The sequence below is a fragment of the Vallitalea maricola genome (assembly GCF_036985595.1).
GTDB classification, from domain to species: domain Bacteria; phylum Bacillota; class Clostridia; order Lachnospirales; family Vallitaleaceae; genus Vallitalea; species Vallitalea maricola.
Genome location: NZ_BTPU01000002.1, coordinates 96,130 through 121,414, shown reverse-complemented (window position 1 = coordinate 121,414; position 25,285 = coordinate 96,130). Strand labels below are relative to the sequence as shown.

At 29.8% G+C, this 25,285-nt stretch carries 20 protein-coding genes; 4 read left to right on the top strand and 16 right to left on the bottom strand.

Going from position 1 to position 25,285, the window contains the following annotated elements; all coding sequences use genetic code 11:
- Positions 1–555, top strand: a 555-nt coding sequence (locus AACQ14_RS01020) for a YbgA family protein (RefSeq protein WP_339361705.1), incomplete at its 5' end; no start/stop codon positions are given.
- Between the two features lie 36 nt (positions 556–591).
- On the opposite strand, the gene AACQ14_RS01015 is transcribed toward AACQ14_RS01020, so the two are convergent.
- The gene (locus AACQ14_RS01015) at positions 592–2,571 is read right to left on the bottom strand and encodes a heavy metal translocating P-type ATPase (RefSeq protein WP_339361704.1); all 1,980 of its coding nucleotides are present in this window, start codon (positions 2,569–2,571) and stop codon (positions 592–594) included.
- 90 nt (positions 2,572–2,661) lie between these two features.
- Positions 2,662–3,015 (bottom strand): ArsR/SmtB family transcription factor, encoded by a 354-nt coding sequence (locus AACQ14_RS01010; RefSeq protein ID WP_339361703.1) that lies wholly within the window; start codon positions 3,013–3,015, stop codon positions 2,662–2,664.
- A gap of 266 nt (positions 3,016–3,281) precedes the next feature.
- On the opposite strand from AACQ14_RS01010, the gene AACQ14_RS01005 reads away from it, so the two are divergent.
- Complete coding sequence (locus AACQ14_RS01005; RefSeq protein ID WP_339361702.1) at positions 3,282–4,877, top strand: peptide chain release factor 3; 1,596 nt, start codon at positions 3,282–3,284, stop codon at positions 4,875–4,877.
- A gap of 253 nt (positions 4,878–5,130) precedes the next feature.
- On the opposite strand, the gene AACQ14_RS01000 is transcribed toward AACQ14_RS01005, so the two are convergent.
- The 3 genes from AACQ14_RS01000 to AACQ14_RS00990 form a co-directional block, all read right to left on the bottom strand.
- The gene (locus AACQ14_RS01000; protein ID WP_339361701.1) at positions 5,131–6,891 is read right to left on the bottom strand and encodes a sensor histidine kinase; all 1,761 of its coding nucleotides are present in this window, start codon (positions 6,889–6,891) and stop codon (positions 5,131–5,133) included.
- Positions 6,892–7,578 (bottom strand): response regulator transcription factor, encoded by a 687-nt coding sequence (locus AACQ14_RS00995; protein ID WP_339361700.1) that lies wholly within the window; start codon positions 7,576–7,578, stop codon positions 6,892–6,894.
- 96 nt (positions 7,579–7,674) lie between these two features.
- The gene (locus AACQ14_RS00990) at positions 7,675–9,120 is read right to left on the bottom strand and encodes a tetratricopeptide repeat protein (protein ID WP_339361699.1); all 1,446 of its coding nucleotides are present in this window, start codon (positions 9,118–9,120) and stop codon (positions 7,675–7,677) included.
- 294 nt (positions 9,121–9,414) lie between these two features.
- Here AACQ14_RS00990 and AACQ14_RS00985 point away from each other — a divergent pair, with 294 nt between their 5' ends.
- Together AACQ14_RS00985 and AACQ14_RS00980 are read left to right on the top strand one after the other, a co-directional pair.
- Positions 9,415–10,296, top strand: coding sequence for an AraC family transcriptional regulator (locus AACQ14_RS00985; RefSeq protein WP_339361698.1), 882 nt, complete (start codon positions 9,415–9,417; stop codon positions 10,294–10,296).
- 119 nt (positions 10,297–10,415) lie between these two features.
- Positions 10,416–11,165 (top strand): sugar phosphate isomerase/epimerase family protein, encoded by a 750-nt coding sequence (locus AACQ14_RS00980; RefSeq protein ID WP_339361697.1) that lies wholly within the window; start codon positions 10,416–10,418, stop codon positions 11,163–11,165.
- A 214-nt stretch (positions 11,166–11,379) separates the two neighbouring features.
- On the opposite strand, the gene AACQ14_RS00975 is transcribed toward AACQ14_RS00980, so the two are convergent.
- From AACQ14_RS00975 to AACQ14_RS00925, 11 genes are all read right to left on the bottom strand, one after another.
- The gene (locus tag AACQ14_RS00975) at positions 11,380–12,675 is read right to left on the bottom strand and encodes a hypothetical protein (RefSeq protein WP_339361696.1); all 1,296 of its coding nucleotides are present in this window, start codon (positions 12,673–12,675) and stop codon (positions 11,380–11,382) included.
- Between the two features lie 85 nt (positions 12,676–12,760).
- The gene (locus AACQ14_RS00970; RefSeq protein ID WP_339361695.1) at positions 12,761–14,938 is read right to left on the bottom strand and encodes a S41 family peptidase; all 2,178 of its coding nucleotides are present in this window, start codon (positions 14,936–14,938) and stop codon (positions 12,761–12,763) included.
- Positions 14,939–15,073: 135 nt separating this feature from the next.
- On the bottom strand, positions 15,074–16,570 hold the full coding sequence (locus AACQ14_RS00965) for a M23/M56 family metallopeptidase (protein ID WP_339361694.1): 1,497 nt from the start codon (positions 16,568–16,570) through the stop codon (positions 15,074–15,076).
- A 6-nt stretch (positions 16,571–16,576) separates the two neighbouring features.
- A complete protein-coding gene (locus tag AACQ14_RS00960; protein WP_339361693.1) occupies positions 16,577–16,939 on the bottom strand; it encodes a BlaI/MecI/CopY family transcriptional regulator in 363 nt (120 codons plus the stop codon).
- A 112-nt stretch (positions 16,940–17,051) separates the two neighbouring features.
- Positions 17,052–17,723, bottom strand: a complete 672-nt coding sequence (locus tag AACQ14_RS00955) for a PHP domain-containing protein (protein WP_339361692.1) — start codon at positions 17,721–17,723, stop codon at positions 17,052–17,054.
- A 43-nt stretch (positions 17,724–17,766) separates the two neighbouring features.
- Positions 17,767–18,642: an MBL fold metallo-hydrolase gene (locus tag AACQ14_RS00950; protein ID WP_339361691.1), complete on the bottom strand. Its 876-nt coding sequence runs from the start codon at positions 18,640–18,642 to the stop codon at positions 17,767–17,769.
- A gap of 43 nt (positions 18,643–18,685) precedes the next feature.
- Positions 18,686–20,956: a glycoside hydrolase family 65 protein gene (locus AACQ14_RS00945; protein WP_339361690.1), complete on the bottom strand. Its 2,271-nt coding sequence runs from the start codon at positions 20,954–20,956 to the stop codon at positions 18,686–18,688.
- A gap of 21 nt (positions 20,957–20,977) precedes the next feature.
- A complete protein-coding gene (locus tag AACQ14_RS00940) occupies positions 20,978–21,829 on the bottom strand; it encodes a carbohydrate ABC transporter permease (RefSeq protein ID WP_339361689.1) in 852 nt (283 codons plus the stop codon).
- Positions 21,829–22,707 (bottom strand): carbohydrate ABC transporter permease, encoded by an 879-nt coding sequence (locus tag AACQ14_RS00935; RefSeq protein ID WP_339361688.1) that lies wholly within the window; start codon positions 22,705–22,707, stop codon positions 21,829–21,831. Before AACQ14_RS00935 ends, AACQ14_RS00940 begins: the two co-directional genes overlap by 1 nt.
- 103 nt (positions 22,708–22,810) lie before the next feature.
- Entirely contained in the window at positions 22,811–24,046 is a 1,236-nt protein-coding gene (locus AACQ14_RS00930; RefSeq protein WP_339361687.1) for an ABC transporter substrate-binding protein, read from the bottom strand.
- Positions 24,047–24,251: 205 nt separating this feature from the next.
- Positions 24,252–25,223, bottom strand: a complete 972-nt coding sequence (locus AACQ14_RS00925; RefSeq protein WP_339361686.1) for a LacI family DNA-binding transcriptional regulator — start codon at positions 25,221–25,223, stop codon at positions 24,252–24,254.
- Between the last annotated feature and the right edge of the window lie 62 nt (positions 25,224–25,285).

Genomic DNA, 25,285 nt, shown 5'->3' with positions numbered 1-25,285 from the left:
ACAGAGACTTACAATCATCTTGCAATAGAAGATGATGGCCGTCTTAGAAATTTCAAAATCAGAGAACATTTCCTTACAAAACTATATGTAATGGCTAAATTCAAAAAAGTAAAAATAAGTGAATCAATTGATGATTTAAAAGAATTCCATTCTTGTAATAACCTTCTAATGATGGCTTATAATCAATTGAGACTAAAAGAATTAAATAAAATCATTAATCAATCTGATAGTATCTCCTTTGATGATTTAGTAATTGTATATGAGAAATACCTTGCAAAAATATTTCGTATAGCACCTAGATATACTTCTAATATAACAGTTTTATTACAATGCGTTGATTATTTCAAAAAAAATATAAGCTCAGAAGAACTTAATTTCATATATAACCTTATTGAAGAATATAAGAATCATAAAGTACCCTTTAGTGCACCATTAAATGTAATTAAAGGATATGTTATAAGATTTCATATTAACTATCTAATGAATCAAAGTTTCTTTGACCCCTTCCCCAAAGAACTTATGGATGTTAATGATTCAGGGAAAGGGATCAAATAAACTAATATCAATACTAATTAAACTATTTTTATTACACTATTTAATTCTTAAAGCTCTTATTGAATTCAAAATGGCTATAACTGCTACTCCCACATCTGCAAATATAGCCATCCACATACTTGCAAGATTTAATGTAGCCAATATCATAATTATTATTTTAATACCTAGTGAAAAGATTATATTCTGCCATACAATCTTATTAGTGTTTCTTGATACTTTCATCGCCATAGGAATGCTGGATAACTCATCAGACATAAGAACTACATCAGCAGCTTCTATAGCTGCATCAGAACCTACACCACCCATTGCTATTCCTACATCAGCTCTTGCTAGAACAGGGGCATCATTGATTCCATCACCTACAAAAACAACTGTATCCTTATTATCAACACCATCCATTATTTCCTCAAGTTTATTAACCTTATCATCAGGTAATAGATCACTATAATATCTAGTTATCCCTACTTTATCAGCAATATCTTTTGCAACTTCCTCATGATCTCCAGTTAACATAACTATGTCTTTCACTCCATACTCTTTAAGTTTTCTTATTGCACTGATAGTATCTTTTTTAAGCTCGTCGGCTATAACTATAATTCCAATAAACTTATTATCCATAGCAACATATACTTTAGTTCCGACACTTTTATCTTCAATGGTTATTGGTATATTTTCTTGAAGCATCAGCTTTTTATTACCTGCAACTACTACTTTCCCATCAAATACAGCTTTTACACCTTTTCCTGCAATTTCAGTAATATTTTTTACACGGTTTTCATCTACTTCTTTACCATATTCATTTATGATAGAAACTGCAATAGGATGGTTGGAAAAATGTTCAACATGGGCTGCTACTTCTATAACTCTTTCTTTATTAGCCAATTTATTATCATTGATTACTTCTGTTACCTTAAAAACACCTCTTGTCAAAGTTCCAGTTTTATCAAGAACGACGCTTCTTATATTCCTTAATTCCTCAAGGTAATTACCACCTTTTACTAATATACCATGACTGGACGCACCGCCTATGCCACCAAAATATCCAAGTGGTATGGAGATGACTAATGCGCATGGACAAGATACTACTAAGAAAATCGCTGCTCTATATATCCAAGACCCTAACTCTTCTCCAAATAATAGAGGAGGTATCAAAGCTAACAATACAGCTATCCCAACAACTATAGGAGTATAGTATCTTGCAAACTTGGTAATGAATTTTTCTGTATCAGCTTTTTGTTCATTAGCTTCTTTAACTAATTTCAAAATTTTAGCAACTGTGGATTCACTGAATTCCTTAGTTACCTTTACTAAAATGACTCCAGATATGTTGATAGCTCCACTATATACCTCTGTACCTTCTTCTACTTCTCTAGGCAAAGATTCTCCAGTGATAACAGAAGTATCAACAGTTGATGTACCTTCTATTACTATACCGTCAAGAGGTATTTTTTCTCCGGCTTTTACCATTAGAACATCATCTATCTTAACTTTCTCTGGTTCAACAGTCTTGAATGTATCTCCAACCTTAACATTAGCTACTTCTGGTTTAATATTTAGTAATTCTTCAATAGAATTCTTTGATCTATTAACAGCTAATCCTTCAAACAATTCCCCTACTCTATAGAACAGCATAACTGCTGTAGCTTCTGGATATTCTCCAATAAAAAATGCTGCTAATGAAGCAATTGTCATCAAGAAGTTTTCATCTAATAATCTTCCTGTGAATAATCCTTTGATTGCGCTAATTATAATTTCTCTACCTACTATAACATATGCTACTACATATAGACCAATCTTGATAGGAGTTCTCACATTAAGAACTAATCCTAATACAAAGAAACCAAGAGCTATTAGAAATTCTATTACATCTCTTTTAGTAAATTTTTCATGATTATGTTCATGATTGTGTCCATGTCCATTATGATCGTGGTCATGATTATGTTCATGTTTATTACTTGAACAACTTTTACTTCCACAAGAACAATTACCAATGTTGTCAGTTAATCTTTCTGCCATACTAATACCACCTTTCCCAAAACATCTATTACATAAATTAGCTTATCAATAAACAATTTTATAATGATTAATAATAATATTAACTATTAATTATTCTAATATGTGTTCAATCCCCATTTTGTATATCATTTTTATATGATCATCGTTAAGAGAATAATAAACTAATTTTCCTTCTTTTCTTGCTTTAACCAATCTACTTGCTTTTAGTACTCGTAATTGATGTGAAACTGCCGATTGTGTCATATTAAGTACATCAGCAATAGTTCCTACACACATTTCACCATTAAATAGTGCTCCCATTATCTTTAATCTGGTACTATCACCAAAATTTTTAAAAAAATCGGATAGCAAGAATATTGTTTCTTCATCTGCCATGATTGATTGAACCTTAGTTATGAATTTATCATCCTTACAGCATTCTTTCTTCTCTTCTTCCTTACGCAATATAAGTCATCTCCTTTATATATTAATATATGAATAATTGTTCATATGTTTATTTGTTAATATTATATCACCTTTTTTATTTTTTGCAACATAATCTATAATAATTTCTTGTTTTTTTAATAAAAATTACTTTATGATAATTTTTTTAAATAATAATTGACAGTTAGTGAATAAAAGTATAACATCAATAATGCTACACTTTTTTTATAAGAAAAGTGACTCGTACGAAAAGGTTAGGCTAAATATTATAATAAAGGAAGATTATGATGGTAGAGGATAAATTAAGTTTTATTAAAGAAGTTAAGCGTAGAAGAACTTTTGCAATAATATCACATCCAGATGCTGGTAAAACAACATTGACAGAAAAATTCTTATTATATGGTGGAGCCATACGTTCTGCTGGTTCAGTAAAATCTAGACGTTCTGCCAAATATGCTGTTTCAGATTGGATGGAAATAGAAAAACAAAGAGGTATCTCCGTAACATCTAGTGTACTTCAATTTGAATATGATGACTTTTGTATTAATATACTTGATACTCCTGGGCATCAAGATTTCAGTGAAGATACTTATAGAACTCTAATGGCGGCAGATAGTGCCGTTATGGTAATTGACTGTTCCAAGGGTGTTGAGGATCAGACAAAAAAACTTTTTCAAGTTTGTAAAATGAGAGGAATCCCTATTTTTACTTTTATAAACAAAATGGATAGAATGGGTAAAGATCCTTTTGATTTAATGGAAGATATTGAAAATGTGTTAGGTATCAGGTCATGTCCAGTCAACTGGCCTATTGGTTCTGGTAAAAACTTTAAAGGTGTATATAATAGACATGAAAATCAAATTGAAGTTTTCAATGATGGTAATCATGGACAATCTATTGCGGAAACAATAACCGGTGATTTATCAGATGAAAAATTCACTGGTCTATTAGGTGAAACCTTACATGAACAATTAAAAAGTGATATTGAATTACTGGATATTGCAGGAGATAATTTCAGTCTTGAAGAGGTCTTGAATGGTAATCTGACACCTGTATTTTTTGGTAGTGCTCTTACTAACTTTGGTGTAGAACCCTTTTTGAAATCCTTTTTAGATATTACTACTCCTCCAAAGGCACGTGCTAGTAATTTAGGTGAAATTAATCCTGAATCAACTAATTTTTCAGGTTTTATATTTAAGATTCAAGCTAATATGAATCCTGCTCATAGGGATAGAATTGCTTTTCTACGTATCTGTTCTGGTAAATTTGATAAGGGAATGGTGGTTAATCACGTACAGAAAGGCAAAAAAGTCAAATTAGCCCAGCCACAGCAGTTTGTTGCTACTGATAGAGTTATAGTTGATTCAGCATATCCTGGTGATATAATAGGTATCCATGACCCAGGTATCTTTAACATTGGTGATACATTGTGTCAAGATGACTCAAAATTGGAATATGCAGATATACCTCAATTTGCTCCTGAACATTTTGCTAGAATTTCAACCACTAATTCTCTTAAGAGAAAACAATTCCTGAAAGGTATCACTCAATTGTCAGAAGAGGGAGCTATTCAGGTGTATAAACGTCCTAATATTGGGATGGAAGAGCTTATTATTGGTGTAGTTGGTGTACTTCAATTTGAAGTATTGGAATACAGATTGAAGAATGAGTATGGTGTGGAAGTTTCTAAGCAGCTGTTACCTTATAGGCATATACGTTGGATTGCTAATGAAGGTATTGATACTTCTGATTTATCTTTAACAATGGATTCCATGTTGGTGGTGAATAAGAATGAGCAACCAGTATTATTATTTCAGAATGAATGGTCTATTAGGCATATATTGGAGAGAAATGAAGGTATTGAATTAAAAGAGCATTCTTGAGTTCTTTATTATGGCTAACGGTCGCAGAGAGAGTCTAGGGGAATATTTCGTCAGCCAATTAAACGTCCGTGTTTAAAAGGCTGAGTTCGCCATCCATGGCTCACTGCTTCATATTCCCCTAGACTCTCTCTGCTCTGTGTATAAATCGTACTTTTTTATCCTTTTAATCAAGACTATAGTTTCTGTATATAAAATGAACTATCCCGTAGTACATATTATTTACTATTATGGAATAGTTCATTTTTTATTTTATTTAGTTAGTTGTTTCTATATTAAAATAGAATTCTACGCCATTTTGTTTATTGATAACACCATAATCACTTCTATGACCATCTAGTATGGCTTTGACGATTGCTAGTCCTAGTCCTGTTCCTCCGCTTTGTCTGTTATGGGATTTATCTATTTTATAGAATCTGAGCCAAATGCTTTCCAGTTCTTCTTTAGTAAGACTGTTTCCTTCATTATAGATATATATATAATTGGTGTGGTCAATTATTTCGCCTGTGATAATTATGGTGGTATTATTGGTGCAATATTTTACTGCGTTAGAAATCAGGTTCATTATTACTTGGTCTATCTGAAATTTGACACCATATACATTTGTAAAATCGCCTTTAATATCTATTTTTATTTCTTTATCACTTATTGGTATTTCTAAGAGAGTAACTGCTTTATTAATTAATTTTATAATGTCAAATTCCTCTTTATCTTCAATCTTGCCTGCCTCAAATTTTGATAGTTCAAGCATATCAAGTATAAGGGTATTCATTTTCTCTATCTCATCCAAGATGACTTCTAGATAATAATCTGTTTTATCCTTTTTGATACCGTCTTTTATTCCTTCAGCAAAGCCCTTTATTATGCCAAGGGGTGTTTTTAGTTCATGAGATATGTTTGCAACGAATTCTCTTCTGACTTTTTCTTGCTGTTTTTCTTTTTCCATGTCAATTACCAATTGCTTATTGGCTTCTTTCACGTCAGTCAGAGCTTCATCAAGATTGGTTGATAATATATTCAGACTGTTGGATAAAACCCCTAGTTCATCGTCGCTGCTGTGAGTAGACTTTACTGCAAAATCCATTCCAGCCATTTTATCTGCTACTTTCGTTAATTTTAATAAGGGGTTGGAAATTGATTTTGAATATATCCATGCAATAACCAAAGATATAGCAATAGCTAATAGATAGAAGATAATATAGTAGTCACTTAATATACTCATAACCTCACCAACTGGTTGTAATGAGGCAGTAGCATTAATAGATGTTTCTTTTCCGTTATCCATATCTATTGTTTTAACAAAATCAACTTGTTTTACATTAATAAATGGCATCTCATTGATTAGGTAGTACACATCATCTTTTTTATTATACTGTAGAGTCAAATCTTTTGTATTTGCATAACCAATGACATTTACACCGTCTGCTACCTGTATATCTGTACCAGAAGCTATTGTTATATTATCCATCACATTACCAATATGTAAAAGAGTAACATAACCTTCTAAATAACCATAATTCTCTTCACCCAATACATTATACATCTCATAATCATTTATTATAAGAGGGGTCAAAATTTCTGAATTATAGAATACTAATGCTTTCAGATAAAATTTCTTATATTGGGTAGGCATCTCTCCGTCAAATGCTTTTAATAAATCATCTTTGGAAATATACATATCATAATATTTATTAGTATCTATCTGTAATGTTAGAATATACTCTTCAACTTGCATATCACTATAGCTCAATCCATTAACTGTCAAAGTAGCATTATTATTACCTTCAAACTTATTAATCTGTCTTGCAAGTTCATCAAAACTCCATTTTTCTTGTTTATACTGTTTGCTAAAATTATTTATGTTTTTGATAATATTATCTATTTTTTTCGTACTGTAGTATTTATTAATAAACAAACTTTGCACAAGAAAAATTATTGTAATAAGACTCATTACAGAAACAAATGTTATAATGAACATTTTAAAAACAATAGACTTGGTCTTTTTAATTTTTTTCATTTATTGAACCACCTCAAATTTATAGCCTACGCCAACAACTGTATTTATATATTTTGAAGCTTCTCCAAGTTTTTTTCTTATGGTTTTGATATTTGTATCCACAACTCGTCCATCACCATAATAATCATATCCCCAGATATTATTAATAATCCTGTCCCTACTCATAACTATACCTTCATTTTCAATCAAAAAAACTAATAGGTCATATTCTTTTCTTGTAAATATAATTTCTTCACCTTCTACTTTTATAGAATAAGCATTTTTATCTATAAGTATCTCTTTTCTAGAAATCATATTGTTTTTTATCTGCTCACCATTAGTTTCATTAAACCTACTAAGCAATGTCTTAACTCTTGCTACTAATACTTTTGGGCTGAAAGGTTTTGTAACATATTCATCAGCTCCCAATTCAAATCCTAATAATTTGTCATCTTCATCACTACGAGCACTTAATATGATAATAAGCACATTGGATTTTTTTCTTATTCTTCTACACACTGACCAACCATCAAGGCCAGGCATCATAATATCCAGCAATACTAAATCAATATTATTATTTTCAAATACATTCATTGCTTCTATTCCATTATCTGCCTGAAAAACTGTAAAACCATCCATTTCCAGATAATCACATATGATTTCACGCATTCTTTGTTCATCTTCAACAACTAAAATATTCTTATTCATAGTAAACTCCTTATATCAGCAAATGGTATACTTATGATAAGTATACCATTTTTCATATAAATATAATAGGTGGTTATATCTAGGTTAATTAGACTCTTAGATTTCTTTTTCAGTACTTGATTCCATAGTACTTAACTCTTTAGTACTGACTTCAAAAATATCCATTTTATAGATTTCATCCCACACTTTTCTCGCTTCTTTTTCTTTTGCAGTAGCTTTTTCAAAAAGCTCTTTTGCTTTTTCTATAACTTCTGGTTTCAAATCTTTTTTGAATCCTTTTGAGAATTCTTCAAATGTTAATTCCTGCATACCACCTACTATGACTGCTGAATCCAAAAATATATCTTCATCCATATTAACTATTTCAGCATTACCTGCTTTATCAGTGATAATATGACCATTGATTCCCATAGCACCAGTACCATTTATTTTATCTAAATTTACATCTCCCTCAAATGTAATTACATCTGCAACAGCTTCTCCAATTTCTATATGTTTAATTGCTCCCGTTTCATCAAAAAGGTTCATTTCAAATAACTGAATCCATACTTTCACTGCTTCGTCATATTTTTTATCTTTATCAAGTTGTACTGCTTTTTCATATAATTCTTTTGCTTTTTTCTTATCTTCTTCCTTTACATCTTTCTTGAAATTCTTTGAAAATTCTTCAAATGAAGTATTGTTTATTTCTATAATAACATCACCAGGCATTTCAGCAATAGAAAATGATTCTGTACCTATTTTATCAAAACCTACTTCATCATCAAAAGTAATTACTTTTGCAGCATCTTCTCCAATTTCTATATTCTTAATTTCTCCCATCTCATCAAAAAGGTTCATTTCAAATAATTGATCCCATACTTTTACTGCCTCGTCATATTTTTTATCTTTATCAAGTTGTACTGCTTTTTCAAATAATTTCTTAGCTTTCTTTTTATCTTCTTCTTTTAAATCTTTTTTAAAACTCTTTGCAAATTCTTCAAATGACATATTTTCCATTGTTGATGTACCCATAACGATATTATTTGTTTCATCATATAACTCCAATGAATCTAGTTCTTTCCATAATTCCATTGTTTCATCAAATTTTCCTTCTTTTTCAAGCTTTATTATTTTATTATATATTTCTTTAGCCTTATTTTTAGTTTCTGTTGTTATATCTTTCTTGAACATTTTAGAAAATTCTTCAAAAGGCATTGGCTCTACATTACCTAACAATACAGATGTATCAAATAAATCAAGTTTATATAGTTCATCCCAATATTCAGATGCATCATCTTCTAACTTAATAGCTTTATTAAATAGATTCTCTGCTTTTTTATAATCTTCTTGTGATACATTCTCTTTAAACTCTTTACTGAACTCTTTGAAATTAAAATCAAAATTGCTATCAATCGTACATTCAGTTGCATTTGAAGTACATATAGCTATATTTGATTTACCCTTATTTACTACAGGGCCTTTTGCATAAACGCTTGTTAGTGCTGTCATACTAATGGTGGTTACCATTAATCCTGCTAATAATCCTTTTTTAATATTCATACTAATTCCTCCATGTAATTTATTTATTTTTGTTTCATGAGTAAAGTATAGTATCTCTATGTGAAAAACGTGTGAAATGTATTTGAGAATCATGTGTTTTTTAATTAATATCAAATATGTAAAGCTTTATATAAAAAAATGTTGTAAAATCTCCTTATATGATATAAAGTAAAGTAGCAAATAAATAATCATTATAAACCAACAACAATTTATATAATTATTAACAATCAAAGTAGTATTTTAAAAAGTTATCAACAATAGATAATGAATTATTAACAATAAGTAGGTGTATAGATGATACTTTATGAAAGTAATAATACTAGAATAAACGGAAAATATACATTAGATTTTTCATCTCATACCATAGAAGGGGAACGGAGATTAGAAGATGTAATTGATGTTCACAGCAAATTGGAATTATCTATTGTAGGTTATGGAACAGGTAAATATTACATTGGTGATAAAATCTATGATATGCAAAAGAACGATGTTTTTATTATAAGCAATACCGATAAACATGCTTTGGTTATGAATAAAGATGAAACCCTTAAAAATATTGTCATCCATTTTGAACCCAGATTCATTTGGTCAGATAATAATAATTTTGATTATAGATATCTAAAGATTTTCTTCAATAGAAGTAAAAACTTTTGTCATAGGTTAGATAGGCATAATGAGGCAACAGAAAAAATAATATCATTATTTTATGAAATAGAAGATGAATTTAATAATAAGCCTCTAGAGTATGAGTTGATGGCTAAGGTTAAATTGATGAATATATTGGTTTTATTATTGCGACATTATAATTATGTATACGAAGATAAGGATCATTATCAATTCAAGAAAGAAGTACAATCTATAAACAAAGTTACAGATTATATTCATGAAAACTTTGATAAGAAAATAAAGTTAGAAGATTTGGCAGCTATAGTCCATATGAACACAAGTTATTTTTCAACTTTTTTTAAGAAATTCAATGGTCTTGCTCCATCAGAATATATATCACGAATACGGATATCAAAAGCAATGAAATTATTGGAAACAACTGATAAAAATATTATTGAAATATGTGGAATGTGCGGATTCAATAGTACAGCCAGTTTCAATAAAATGTTCAAGAAAATAAAACATCAAACTCCTAGCGAATATAAAAGACAATATTTTAACCAAAAATAGTTTGTATTTATATAAAAATAGCTGAGGAAATATCAGAAATAAACTATTATAATTGATTTAATTAGAGTAAAGTAATTTTATTAAAACACATTTAAGATGTTTATTAGGAGGGTATTAATATGGATAATATAAAAATAGCTTTACAACTCTACACAGTAAGAGAAGAATGTGAAAATGATTTTATTGGTACATTAGAAAAAGTTTCAGATCTTGGTTATGAAGGTGTGGAATTAGCTGGAGTTCATGGTCTTTCAGCCGAACAATTAAAAAAAGAATTGGATAGACTTAATCTGAAAGTTGTCGGAAGTCATATTGGTCTAGATGAACTGGAAAAAGATTTAGATAAAATAATAGATTATAATAAAACAATTGATAATTCAATAATTGTCTGCCCTTATGCAAAATGGGAAAGCAAAGAGGAATTAGATAAATTAGCTTGTAAACTAAATGCAATCAGCAATAAATTGAATAATGCAGGATTACAATTATTATATCACAATCATTCCCATGAATTTGAGGAAATACAAGGTTCGTATGGACTTGATTTGCTATATACTCTTACTAAAAAATCAAATATGTTAATGGAATTGGATACACACTGGGTAAAAAGAGCTGATAAAGATGTTATTGATTATATGAATCAAAATAAAGATATACTCAAGTTAGTGCATATCAAAGATATGAAAGAAATTGATGGAGAAAAGACATTTGCTGCCATTGGTGAAGGAATAATGGACATTCAAGCTATAATTAATAAGGCTGCTGAATTAGGCTGTTCATGGGTAATCGTTGAAAACGACCAACCAGAACCAAATGGAATAAAAAATGTCACTGTTAGTATTAGCAATCTTAAAAAGATGTTTAATTAATCTCAAAATAAATTCTATGAATCTTAGCTTGACATTTATATAAGATATAATAATAGAGATAAAAAAGGCTGTCGTATAATACATTTTTAACGTTAATATCAAGGAATATAGACTAGATTTTAGCATCTTCTTAAAAATGTGTTATAGACAGCCCTTTATTATTTTATAAAGAATTAGTTAATAAAGTTTATATTATTATTTTTATTAATATGTATTATTTAAAGTATACAGTTGATTTTATGCTTCCTTTTCCTTTGCAGGCTTCCCAGAAATTATATATCTCATCATCATATTCCCCTTCATAACATAATAATTTAATTTGGTTATTCATTGATTCTATTTCTTTTTCTGTCATATCATCATAATCAATATTTACAAAAAGTATATTAAACTGTTTTTTTGAATCCTTATAACTTGGTATTCGTTCTCCAATATTTGCTTTTTGATTTTTATTACTGAGAGCACCGCCGATAATCTGATCAATAGTGTATGTTATAGTTTTAATCTTTCCATCTACAGTAATATTTTCTCCATCTATTCTATTCCAATCTGTTTCATTAATAATTCTTGAGGAATAATCCTCTGTAACAGTTATATCCGGAACTTCTTCCTTAGGTATTAAACCCATGAGATATAATTCAAAAGGCGCATATGAACCTTCCCAATAGCGTTTATGTTTTATAATTATAGACCTGCCATCATTTTCTACTATTTTATCATAACCACCTAATCTACCATATATATTTGAATTACCCCAATGACACATTCCATAATCAGAATCCAATATATAATTACCCCATCTATGCATAAATTCATGTAAAATAGGCCCATCGTATAATACATCATTATGAGTTATGTAGATGATACCTTGAAGTTTGCTATTAGAGTCACCATATAGATCTGCGTAATTGAATAATGGCTTCCCAAATCCTCCAGTTCCTATTCCTACAATATCGTTTTGAATAGCTTGATAATACCCGTTCATTGGCAACTTATCTGGTCTAGAATCATTATTCAGAACATAAACGATAAAATCATATTCAGCATTTACAATGTTATAAATAAAGTTGCTCCATTCTTGTGAAATAACCATTCCATGATTTTCCTGATTGGGCATCTTGGAGTAATAATCATTTTTTATAAAAGTATCCCATTGAGTTCTTGGAATTGTTAGACTAACAAAATCATTTCTATCACAATAATTCAATATGTATTTTTTATCTTCTGATTGTTCAGTTATACTTATAGGTTCTTTTGCAATAATACTATCAGATACTTTTTCTCCTTTTTTATCAGCATGGTTATTCTTTTCTGAATCATTATTTTCTACTGTTTCGGATTTATCTACTTTTATAGCTTTAGCATTATCATTTTTGTTATCTTTATGATTATTTATTGGTTCGTTATGTACAATGTTAATATCTTTATTATCATTATCTTTTATATTATTCTGACATGCAGTTAACAACATCAATACTAATATAATCAACCACATTATACTTTTTCTCATACTATGCCTCATATTTTATTTAGTAACCCCAATTATAAAGGGTTTTCTCCTCTCTTAGTTGCTATAAGTAATAACTCAATAAATACTATTTCATAAATTTATCAAAGGGATTAAATATTTGGGTTATAGGTTTTCTATCTATCTTATCATATAAATCCATAATCATATGGCAAAATTCTTCTCTTGTAATGTAGTCCCTAAGATTATCAAACAACTTAAGTATAATTAAATTTTTACTTACAGATTCTTTGATTTCTGACAAAGCCCATTTACTAACTATATTTCCCTGTAATTCACCATCCGTAACATAAGAAACCACGTTCTTCAAAAATATATCTTCATCTGATAATATATCTTCAATGCTTATTGACACAGATATATCAGGTATTACCCCTCTTCCGTAAGGTATATCCTTTGCCTGATTAGCACTTATTGTCTTAACAAGAGGTATCCTTAGCTGTAATCCTGTGTTAGGTAGGACTACATATGCAAACTCAAGACCACACATCATATGATATCCTCCAGCACCTTCTTTTCCAATGATTGTTCCTCTTCTTTTTTCATGAAAAAGACTGGCAAATGATGAAGCCGCAGACCCAGTAAACTCAGAAGTAAGCACATAAACATTACCTTCATAAATGCCCTCAGCATTTGGTTTATAGGTCTTGAATCCATTATCTGAAGTTTCCCCATCTAAGTAATAACAATCTTTATCTTTATCATATATATATTGGGGAAATTTACTGCTATCAGGAATCATATTTTCTGCGTACTCAAAAAAATCGTATTTACCATTGCTTTTTACTTCAAAACGCTTGTCTACGGAGAATTCTTCTTTTGCAAAAAGTGAAAATAATCTTTGAATATTTTTGGCTTCTCCTCCTGGATTTTTACGTATATCCAATATTAAATTTTGTGCTTCTGTAGTTAATAAAAGTTTTTCAATATCTGATAAAACTCTATCATCTAAACTCATTCCATTTATTCTTAGGTAAAGGATATTATTTGTTAACATTTTGCTTTCCCAAGGTATCCATTTTCTTTTTCCTGTATTCTTAATAATGTTTTCTTTTTTCAATACCCATTGAATTTTTTTACCATTAGCAAGGGTCATATCCAAATGTTCTCCAGCATTAGGCATATACACTATATCATATAGAGTTTCAAATCCACTACCATAAGCTTTTGACTCTGTTAACAGATATCTTTCACTAAAAGTTTGAATCAGCCCATCACCTTTACCGGTAGCCTTTTTCAAGTCATTTATAATCTTGTCTATAGACCTTTCATTAATGGCAGTAACCTGATCACCTACATGTAGATTATCAATATCTATATACTCTTTAAGAACATAACATTTCCCATTAACAACACCCAATTGAATTGGAAAATCATAAGGCTTATTGTATAACTTGGTATCATCAGCTAAATAAGTCTTTGTTATATAAGTATGATTATCGCTAATTAAATGAATTATATCATTAAGAATGACAAAAAACTCATTGGCTGTCATTGGTTTTACCAGCTTACTTTCAACTTTATCAAAACTCTTTTCTAATGTGTCTCTATCTACATATGCTGTTAATGCAGGATGACCTTCGTACAATGAATCTTTAAATATTTGAAAAGCTTTATGCTGATCCTCAATTGATATTTTATGGTTTCTGTAATCTTTCTCTTTCAATATGTTATTTACCTTGTTATTTTTATTATTCATCATAGGTTTAATTAATTTATTTTTTGATTCATAAGAAATAATGAGGCTGCATTTTTCTATCTCTTTTGAAGAATGTCCCATCTTTCCTAATAAATCACCAACTTGTATTTTATCGCCTTTTTTAATTTTCTCTGTTCCTGGTTCAATACCTGTATAATATACTTTTACACCCGAACCAATGTTGACACATATTCCCATGGTCAAGAACTTATTGTCAATATTGTGTTTTTCCATGATTTTAATACCTTCTTTTAGAGTATCATATTGGTAACTAGTATAAAAATTAGGATTAAATACAGGTTTTACATATTCAACAACACCTGATTCAACAGCTATTATCTCAGAATTCTCATCTCCAACGATAGCATATTGTAAAAACTTCTCATCCTTTTTCAAGTATTTGTTATAAACCTTATCTTCTGGTCCATATAAAACATTTTCTCCAAAAGCCTTATCTTTAATTGGCCAATTACTTCCTTGTGCATTTAACTTAATCTGAAATACCATTAATAAAAACATGGTTATTATAAATATTCTATTTCTCATTGCTCCTCCTCAAAACTTTTTGTTAGTCATAGTTACATAAGTATTTCTTGTTAATAAAAAAGTCTATTGCAATAAACCTAGAATAAGTTTACTACAATAGACCTTTCTTGTCAACAAATTATATTTATATATTTTTTATTGGAATTCAACATCCATATATTCTTTTGGATTAAGGAATTCCCCTTTATGTATAATAGAAAAATGCAAATGAGGACCCGTTCCTTCACTACCAATTACCGCGATTGGTTCCCCCTTAACAATTTCTTCAGTTTCTTTAACTTTTACCTCCTTACAATTTCCATACCAAGTCTCATAACCGTTACCATGGTCAATCTTTATCAAACATTTAAAACTTCCTGCTTCACCAACAAATGATACTCGTCCACTTTCTACAGCTGTTATCATTTCCCCTTCATATGCTAGTATATCAATACCTACATGATTATCTACATCATAATCTTTTGAAATGACTTTCATACTTACTGGATTATCATATTTAGGTTCTTTAACTTCTAATGCTTCTATCTTGGAACCTTTGTAGAAATAATCTTCGTAGATATCACTCCATTGAGTATAACTACCCTTCCAGTCTTGTGTAATTTTTTTAGCTTGACTCATTGAAGGATTCGTTATAAGACAAAATCCTATTCCAACTACAAACATAGTTACTAAGATTTTCTCAGATATTGACCGCTTCCTAAATTTTAATATATGATTGATTCTCACCACCAAATGACTCTTACCAAAAGATGGATATAAGCCAAAAAAAGCCACCTTTTTTTTGATACCAAAGGAAAGTAAGGTATGAGAATATTCCTTTATGGTATTTTCACCTGATATACTAATAACTTTTTCATCACATGCCATTTCAATATCTTGATTAAATAGTTTTATTGCTACCCACACTAATGGATTAAACCAGTGCATAATAAGTAATAGATATGAAAAAGGTTTTATTATATAATCTTTTCGTTTAATATGTACACATTCATGTGTCAAAATATATGGAAACTGACATTCATCAATACTTACTGGTATATATATTCTCGGAGTCAGGATACCACATACAAAAGGACTATCAATCATATCAGTTTCATATATTTTTATATCTCTCTTTATCTTAAGTACTTTCTTTATATCATTTATGATTGGTACTCTACAAATAGTTGCTGTACGAATATGTGATAATGTTTTTATATATGAAATCATATTATACACAACCAAAACCACTATACCTAATAACCAAACGATACTCGCTATAAGTATTATATTAAAATTCCAATCAATATCTGCGTTATCTATTATATGACTATCTGGTGTGATTGAGTCATAACTAATATCTGAGTGGAATACCATTTTTGTTAATGGCATTGTTGAGATATTATCATGTAAGTAACTAATTGATATATCTTCTTCCATTGCTGGCTTAGCTATATTCATTAAGCTAAAATTATTTGTCATTGAAACAGGACTGATTAATCTAAATAATAAAATCCACCACAAAAAGCATACATAGAACTTTGGCAATCTCTTTAATAATAATAACCTTATGGATATAACAATAACAGCAACAAAAGTTGCTGTTAAACTCATATTAAGGACAAACAAAAAAATATCTTTTATAGTTCCCATAGTATGTTAACCCCTACTCTCATCAATGATACGCTTTAATTCTTCTGCCTCTTCATCTGTAATTTTCTTGTCATTGAGAAAGGTTGCTAAAAACTTTGGCAAAGAACTATTGAATGCTTTATCCAAAAGTTGTTCACTTTCATATTTTCTTACTTCATTAAATTTAACCAACGAAGTTACAATTGCCTTTTCATTTTGCAATATATTACGATTTTGCAATTTTTTTAGTACCGTATACGTGGTAGATTTTTTCCAACCAAGCTCTTCATTACAAAGTTTAACTAATTGAGTTGAATTAATAGGCTCATTCTCCCATATTATTAACATGAATTTGTATTCCGCATCAAATAATTTATATTGTTCATTCATTATTATTGCCTCCTAATTAAATCTATTACAATAGACCTACAAGAAGTTTATCACACCACATTTATATTGTCAAATTACGAGTAAAGTTATTATCAATTTTTATATAATAATATTAATAGTATAACTCATATTCACTATTTCTTAACACTCTTAGCAAATCTTCATTTGTCCTAATACGTTTTGGAGTAATAATCCCTCCATTACTTTCATCACCCAATTCATGATAATCAGAACCTGATGTCATTTTTAGATTATTTTCTTCAGCAATCTTTTGTATCTCATCATTATGGGAATCATGTCTAGGATTACCATTATGTACTTCCACTCCATCCAAAAGATTAATATCAACCAATCTACAATTTTTCCTTAGGGGATGAGCTTGATATAACAGTAATCCATTTTCACGACAAAACTCACTAAGTCCCTCTATTCCTAGTTCTAAAAGATTAGGCATTTCTTTAAGTATTTTTTCCGTAATACCATAAACTAAATAATCATTTCCTGGTTCATCATATTCCATAAAAGCTATTTCCATACCTAAGAGAACATCCATTGATTGTTTCTTACCTTCTTCTTTTGCAGCTCTATATCCTTTTAGAAAATCATCAACTTTTTCTTCCCAAGTATTACCTTCACTGTTTTTAAAAAAGAATTTCTTGAAGTGGTCAGTAATAACAACTCCTTGATATCCTTCACTTTTATATATTTTTATCATATCAGAAGCAGAAACTCTTGCACAAGAACTTGTTTCACTGGTATGAATATGCAAATCATATTTAAACAATTTTTCATCTTCTTTCTATGTATTCGTCAAATTTTAGCCTACGTTATTCTTTTATTGACATACCATCGTATGCAACATTAATTTCACATGGTAAATCAGTATTATTAAATATTTCTACTAAATCTTCATGAGTGGACAAGTGGCAATGATTAATATGTGTCAGATATATCTTAGTATCTTCATCAATGGTATGTTGCTCTAATAGCTTCTTGAAAACTAATTTGCAGCTTTCTACGTCCAAATGTCCATCAGGTTTTAATCCTCTGCCTTTTGCAGTACCAAATGTACATTCACTAATATAATAATCAATATGATATTTCTTCAGAACTTCAAATGTTTCATCTAGATAATAACCTGTATCAAGCCCATAAAATAATATTTTGCCATTAGGAAGTTTCACAATATAATTAGCACTATTTTCCTGCATATTTCCATAATGGTTCCCTTTTAATGGGGTTACCTCTATATTACTTATGGTATATGTGTTATTAAATTCCAATCTATGAAAAGCTATAATATTTCTTTCTATTAATTCATTTACACAACCCTTTAGTATGGGTTTGCTTTTTCTATAGAATTCCAATATATCATAAGCTTTATCGGTCATATAATAATTCAGAGGTCTATCAATTCTATGAGTAGCCATATTTCTTACATTCATCATCATATAAGCAAAATGGTCTTCGTGTGTATGAGTAACTAAAACATGTTCCAGATTAATAAAATCACCATACATTATAGCTTGAACAAAAGAATCTGCTCCTAGGTCTAATGTTATTTCCTCATTTATCCTGAACATAGAACGTTTTCTAACTTCTTTACCACCTTTTTCTCTGGCATTTCTACATAAATAACAGTCACAGAAAGGACTTGGTATCCCTTCCGCAGCACTGGTTCCATAAAACGTTAAATCTTTCATATGCATGTCTCCTTATCAATGACTAACAATTAAGATATCAATTCTATACCACCTTAATTGATTTTTCTTCATTATATATCATTATAGGTTCACCGTGAAGTATTTTAAATTCAGTATTATCCTTAGTGACACAAACTTCTATTATCCTTCCTTGGAAAGAAACCCTGAATCTATAACTATTCCATTGATTAGGTAGATGAGGTGAAAATCTAAGTACCCCATCTTCTACTCGCATACCTGCAAAACCATATATTATCGACATCCAAGCCCCTGCCATATTAGCAGTATGGATACCAGCAGAAGTGTTATTATGTAAATTATCAATATCTGTCCGCACTGAATCACCAAAGTAATCATACGCCTTGTCGTACAACCCTAGTTCATTAGCCATTATACTGAATATACATGTAGATAATGAAGAGTCATGAGTAGTTATCTTTTCATAATAATCGTAATCTCTCATTTTCTGTTCTCTATCAAAATAACCACCTAGTAAAAATTCTGCAAGTATTAGGTCTGCTTGTTTACAAACCTGTGCTCTATATATATTAAGAGGATGGTAATGCATTAATAAAGGATGCTTATCCTCACTATCTATAAAATCCCATTTAGGTTTATCAAAAAAGCTATCATCTTGGGGATATAATTTTCTATGTTCATCATATGGTACATACATTTCGTTTGCAGCCACTTCAAAATTATCTATTTCCGATTCTTCAATATTTATTTTATCTACCAGCTTCTTATATTGTGCTGGATATTTTTTTTGTAGTAGCATAGCTACTTTATATGCATTATGTAAGTTATTTGCTGCCATCAAGTTAGTATATACATTATTATTTACTATAGCTGTATATTCATCAGGACCTGTTACACAACAGATATGGAATTCCCCTTTACTATTGAAATGACCTATTTCAAGCCATAGTCTTGCTGTCTCAATGAGTATTTCAGCTCCTTTTTCAACCATGAACTCTTCATCATTAGTGGCTTCTACATACTTACAAACTGTGTATGCTATATCACCATTTATATGATATTGTGCTGTACCTGCCGGAAAATATGCAGAACACTCTTCACCGTTTATGGTTCTCCAAGGATATAATGCTCCCTTTTTATACTGCATCTCTTTGGCTCTTTTTCTAGCTGAATCTAGTAGATTATATCTATAATTCACTAATTGCTTAGCAATATCAGGGTTGGTATATAGAAAAAACGGAAGTATATATATCTCTGTATCCCAGAAATAATGTCCTTCATACCCCTCTCCTGTAAGCCCTTTTGCTGAAATATTAGTTAATGAATCTCTGCCAACAGATTGAAGTAAATGAAACATATTGAATCTGATACCTTGTTGAGTAGCATCATCTCCATCTATAAGAATATCAGTATTAAACCAGAAATTTTCTATAAATTCTTTTTGCTTTTGTTTATAGAAATCATATTTTTTTATAAAAGCTTCTTCTATTATGCCTATTACCTCTGAGTATAGATTATCGTTCAACTCATTTTCATAGGATTTATATACAATATATTTTTCAAGTTCTATTACCTTGTTTTTTTCTGCTTTTATATTGAACACATGACTTACACTTTTATCATTTTGTTCATAAAATGAATCGTACTGGTCATCACACTTGATATTATTTGCCATTAAACATATTAAACCCAAATTAGAGGATTTTGTTCTAGAAATTATTTCTCCTCTATTATTATCTATCTTACACTCTAAAACCTTTAGTTCATCACCTTGAAATTCAACACCGATTCTTGGATCATTCTCTTTAGTAATGTTCTTGACATCTCCTTCAAGGTATGAAACAACCCTTATATCACCATCAAAATTCAAAGGGGTTATTCTAATCTTTGATATCATAAGATGTTTCTCATAAAAGCTTACTAATCTTTCACTCTCATATAGAATCTCATCACCTTTTTCTGATATCCATGTTACTCTCCTGGTGAGTATACCTTTCTTGAAATCTATTTCTCTAACATAGTCTTTAATAGTACCATTTTCTAGACTGAATCTTTCATCATTAATATATATTTCAATTTTTTTTCCATTAGTTACATTTAACATTGCATGACTTCTGTCTGGATATCCATTATATTTTTCACCATATGATAAATCATAATAATCATAAAAACCATTTATGAAGGTTCCATCATACCCACCGAAATCAGATTTTTCTTCAAAACTTCCTCTAGTCCCAATATAACCATTTCCCAGTGCAAATAAAGTTTCATTTAGGGGATATTTTTCCTTCTGGAAATATTTTTCTGTATATCCCCATAAATTGATACTGCTCATTTATGTCCACATCCTATCTATCTATTTTACTGCTCCAGCCGTTACACCTTGTATAATATATTTTTGTGCAAATATGTAGAATATAATTACAGGTATTACAGTCAATACTAATCCTGCTATAGCTAAGTTCCATTCAATTGTAAACTCTCCAAAGAAATAGAATGTTGACAGCGGAATCGTTCTAAGTGACTTACTGGATAATGCTAATGAAGGTAATAAGAAATCGTTCCATATCCATCTTAAATCCAATATCATTACCGTTACAGTAGTAGGTTTTAATATTGGGAATATTATTTTCCAGAATATCTTCCATTTATTACATCCATCAATTGTTGCTGCTTCCTCTAGTGATGCAGGTATTCCTTTGACGAATCCATGAAAAAGAAATACTGCCATACTGGCTCCGAATCCTATATACATATAGACAAGTCCAAATCGGGTATTAATCATTGGGAAAATTGTATTTCTTGATATAGATCCCATGAACTGCATTAATGGCATCATGATTGATTGAAACGGAATCAACATGGTAGCTATGAATAAGAAAAATACAATCTTGCTTATTACATGTTTTGTCCTAACCAACATCCATGCGGTCATAGATGATAAGATTACAATTAGTGTTATACTTATCACTGCAATGATTGCCGAGTTCATGAATGCATTAGAAAAATTCATTTTTTCCATAGCAATCTTATAGAATTGGAAATCCAATTTTTTTGGTAGGGACAATACATTATCATACATCTGGGCACGATTTTTAAATGAGTTAACTACAATAACATATATGGGAAGCAAATAAATTATACCTATAAGTAATGCCAATAATTCTATTATTATTTTTTTCGTTCTTTTAAATAATTTATTTTCCATTACATCTCAACCTCTCTTCTTTTGCTAAAGTATACTTGAATCAATGTAATCAAAGCTACAAATAAGAAGAACATTATCGCTTTTGACTGTCCGTATCCAAAATTTCTATAACCAAAAATCTCATTATATACATTCATAGCAAACATTTCAGTTGAATTATATGGTCCTCCTTCAGTTAAAGAAAGGTTGACATCATATATCTTGAATGAATTTGATAAACTTAAAAATAGACTGATAGTAAATGATGGCGCTATTAATGGGAACATAATATTTTTTAACCTGCTGAAATAGCCTGCTCCATCAACTTTTGCTGCTTCCAATAATTCTCCTGGTATACTTTGTATTCCAGTTATGTAGATAATCATTATATAACCTGCCATTTGCCATGTACTTACAACCGCTATAGCTAGTAAAGCGAATTTTTCATCTAATATCCAATTGAAAAAAATATCATGGAATCCTGTTGATTCACCTAGCCCAACAAATACTTTCATAAAGATGAATTGCCATATAAATCCGAGAATAAGTCCACCAATTAGGTTTGGTACAAAGAACATTGTTCTAAGACCATTTCTTATTTTCAATTTTGTAGTAACTAATAATGCAAATGCCAATCCTAAAATATTGATTAACACTGCTGCGATTAAAGTATATTTTAAAGTCAATAAGATTGAATTAATATATCTTGTATCCGAAAACATATTTATGTAATTACCTAATCCTATAAATTTCTTAGGGTGTACAGGTATTCCATCCCATTGAAAGAATGAATAATAGATACCCATTAGAAATGGTATAATTACAACAGTAAAAAAAATGAATATAGTTGGAAAAGTAAAAATAGCAAACCAAATCTTATTTCTATTCTTTTTTTTCATAGCTGCCTCCTTTTAGTCGTATAAATACATATCATAATGGTTGAAAAAACTATATGATAATAGTTCTCTCAACCAAAATTAGTTTCATCTTTTATTTATATTTTTATTTTGTTGCATTAGCCCATGCCTTGTCTAATTCTACTAATAAGTCTGAACCATTCATGTTTTCATCAGCAAAGAATTTTTGAGCTACTGATAAGAAATCATTCTTTACTATACCTGATGGCCAACTCTTGAATACCCATGGCAATGTCTTTCCATCAGCTGTATATTCTGCAATTGTTTTTCCTAATGGATCTAATGATTCTGTTTTCATGTTTGTCATTGCTGGGATGAATCCAAATTCATCTATAATGTACTCTTGACCTCTTTCGCTTGTAAATAACCAATTAAAGAAATCAATGGCAGCTTTTATTTCCTCTTCAGAAGCACCTGCATTGATAGCCCAGGCATTAGGTATACCAACACTGATTTTATCATTACCGTTTACTGGCATTGGAAGTATACTCATATCAAAGTTCACATCATAATCTTTGAACATACCATAACACCAGTTACCTTGATGAATCATAGCTGTTTTTCCTGTAGCAAAATCACCAGTTTGAACATCATATTTAATTTCTAAAGGTTTTGTACCATCTTTTCTAATTACCTCCATGAATTTAGCCCATTCTTCAAATAATGGATCTCCACTCATAGTCTTTGTTTTATTGTTTAACCCATCAACAAATGCTGCTGGATCGTCTTGTAATGCAAAAGGTATATTTAAAATATGACCTATCAAGAAATATGACTCACTTGATAAACTTATTGGTTGAACACCTGAATCTTTCAATTCATTTAATTTTGTTTCAAATGAAGTCAAGTCAGTTACTTCATCCGGATTAACTAAAGAGCTATTATAAACGAAACCATATCCTTCTACTCCATAAGGTACACCTATAAGTTTTTCACCATTCATAACAGCTGTTCCTGGAGCTATGTACTTCACAAAATCTTCATTTGATAAATCATATAGATAATCGCTGATTACTTCAGCATCTTTACCAATAGCTGACATAATTGTTGGACCTTGTCCATTAATTAATTTCGCTTGTAATTGAGTATGATAGCCTCCACCAGGTGCTCCCCATACTTCTAATGTTACTCCGTCTGTCATCTCACTATATTCTTTCGCTAATTTTTCTAACTGCTCTGTTATCTCAACTTTTGATTGGAATAATGTAATATTCACATCATCTTTTTTTGATGTTGTGCTCTCTTTTTCTGATGATTTACACCCTACAACCATTGTGGATAATACCAATACCAATACTAATAGCAATCTAATTTTCTTCAATATTTTTCCTCCTTATAAAACGTTTTATTAATAACAACAAAATAATATCACGAATTATTATTGATGTCAATTATTTTTTGTTAATTTTTTATATTAAAACTTATAATATAGCTTTATTTTTGTTATAATTACATGACTTTTAATAATTTATCTGTGTTTATAATTTTATTTTAATAAAACGTTTTATAAAAACGAGTAAAAAATTTTACCTACTGGAATTTCTCCATTTTATATTGGCTTTTATTTTATTAGGCTTAATATTTGTTTTCTCTTCATCAAGAACTTGAAATAATATACTAGCTGCATACATTCCCCATTCGTATTTCGGAGTTGAAATTGTAGTTAGGTGTGGTTCAAGGTAACTCGCTAATTCAATATCATCAAAGCCTATTACGCTTACATCTTCTGGAATTCTAATTCCTGCTTCTTTAAAAGCTTTCATTACACCTATAGCCATATTATCATTCGCACATACAATTACTTCTGAAATATCGTTACTGATAATCATGAGTTTTGCAGCTTGATAACCGCTTTTTTCAGTAAAATCACCATGATAATAATTTTTTGATATAAACTCTATATTACTTTTTTCGAGGGTATCCTTCAGTCCTTTAAAACGCTCAATATTATCCTGAGTATGCTCAACACCACCAACGAATGAATAATTAGTGTATCCTTTTTTAATTAATCCATTAATCAAATCCTCCATAGCTAAGTAATTATCTACAACTACAGAGTAAATGTTTTCTCCTTCAAGCTCTCTATCAAACAGAACAATTGGTAGTTCTTCACTTGCTGTAGATAGTATTAATTCATCTGTTACATTTTTATCTAATACCATAGCACCATCAATAAAACCATTTCTCAGAAATTTTTCTATGGAATGATGAGCACATATAATTAAATCATATCCATTGTGTACAACACAATCATTAATTCCTTTTATGATTTCAAAATAGAAATTTCTATCAAATTGACTAAAACAAAGAGCTACTGTTTTTGTTCTTTTCACCTTAAGATTTCTAGCCATCGTATTAGGATAATAGTTCATTTCTTTGGCTATTTCAATAATTCTTTTTCTAGTTTTCTCACTTACATTTGCTCTACCATTTAGTGCATTAGATACAGATGATATGGATACATTTGCTTTTTTGGCAACATCTTTAATGCTTACCATATAACATCACCTTTCATTTTGTTAGTATTTACTGTATTAGATTATTGTATCATACAAAATAT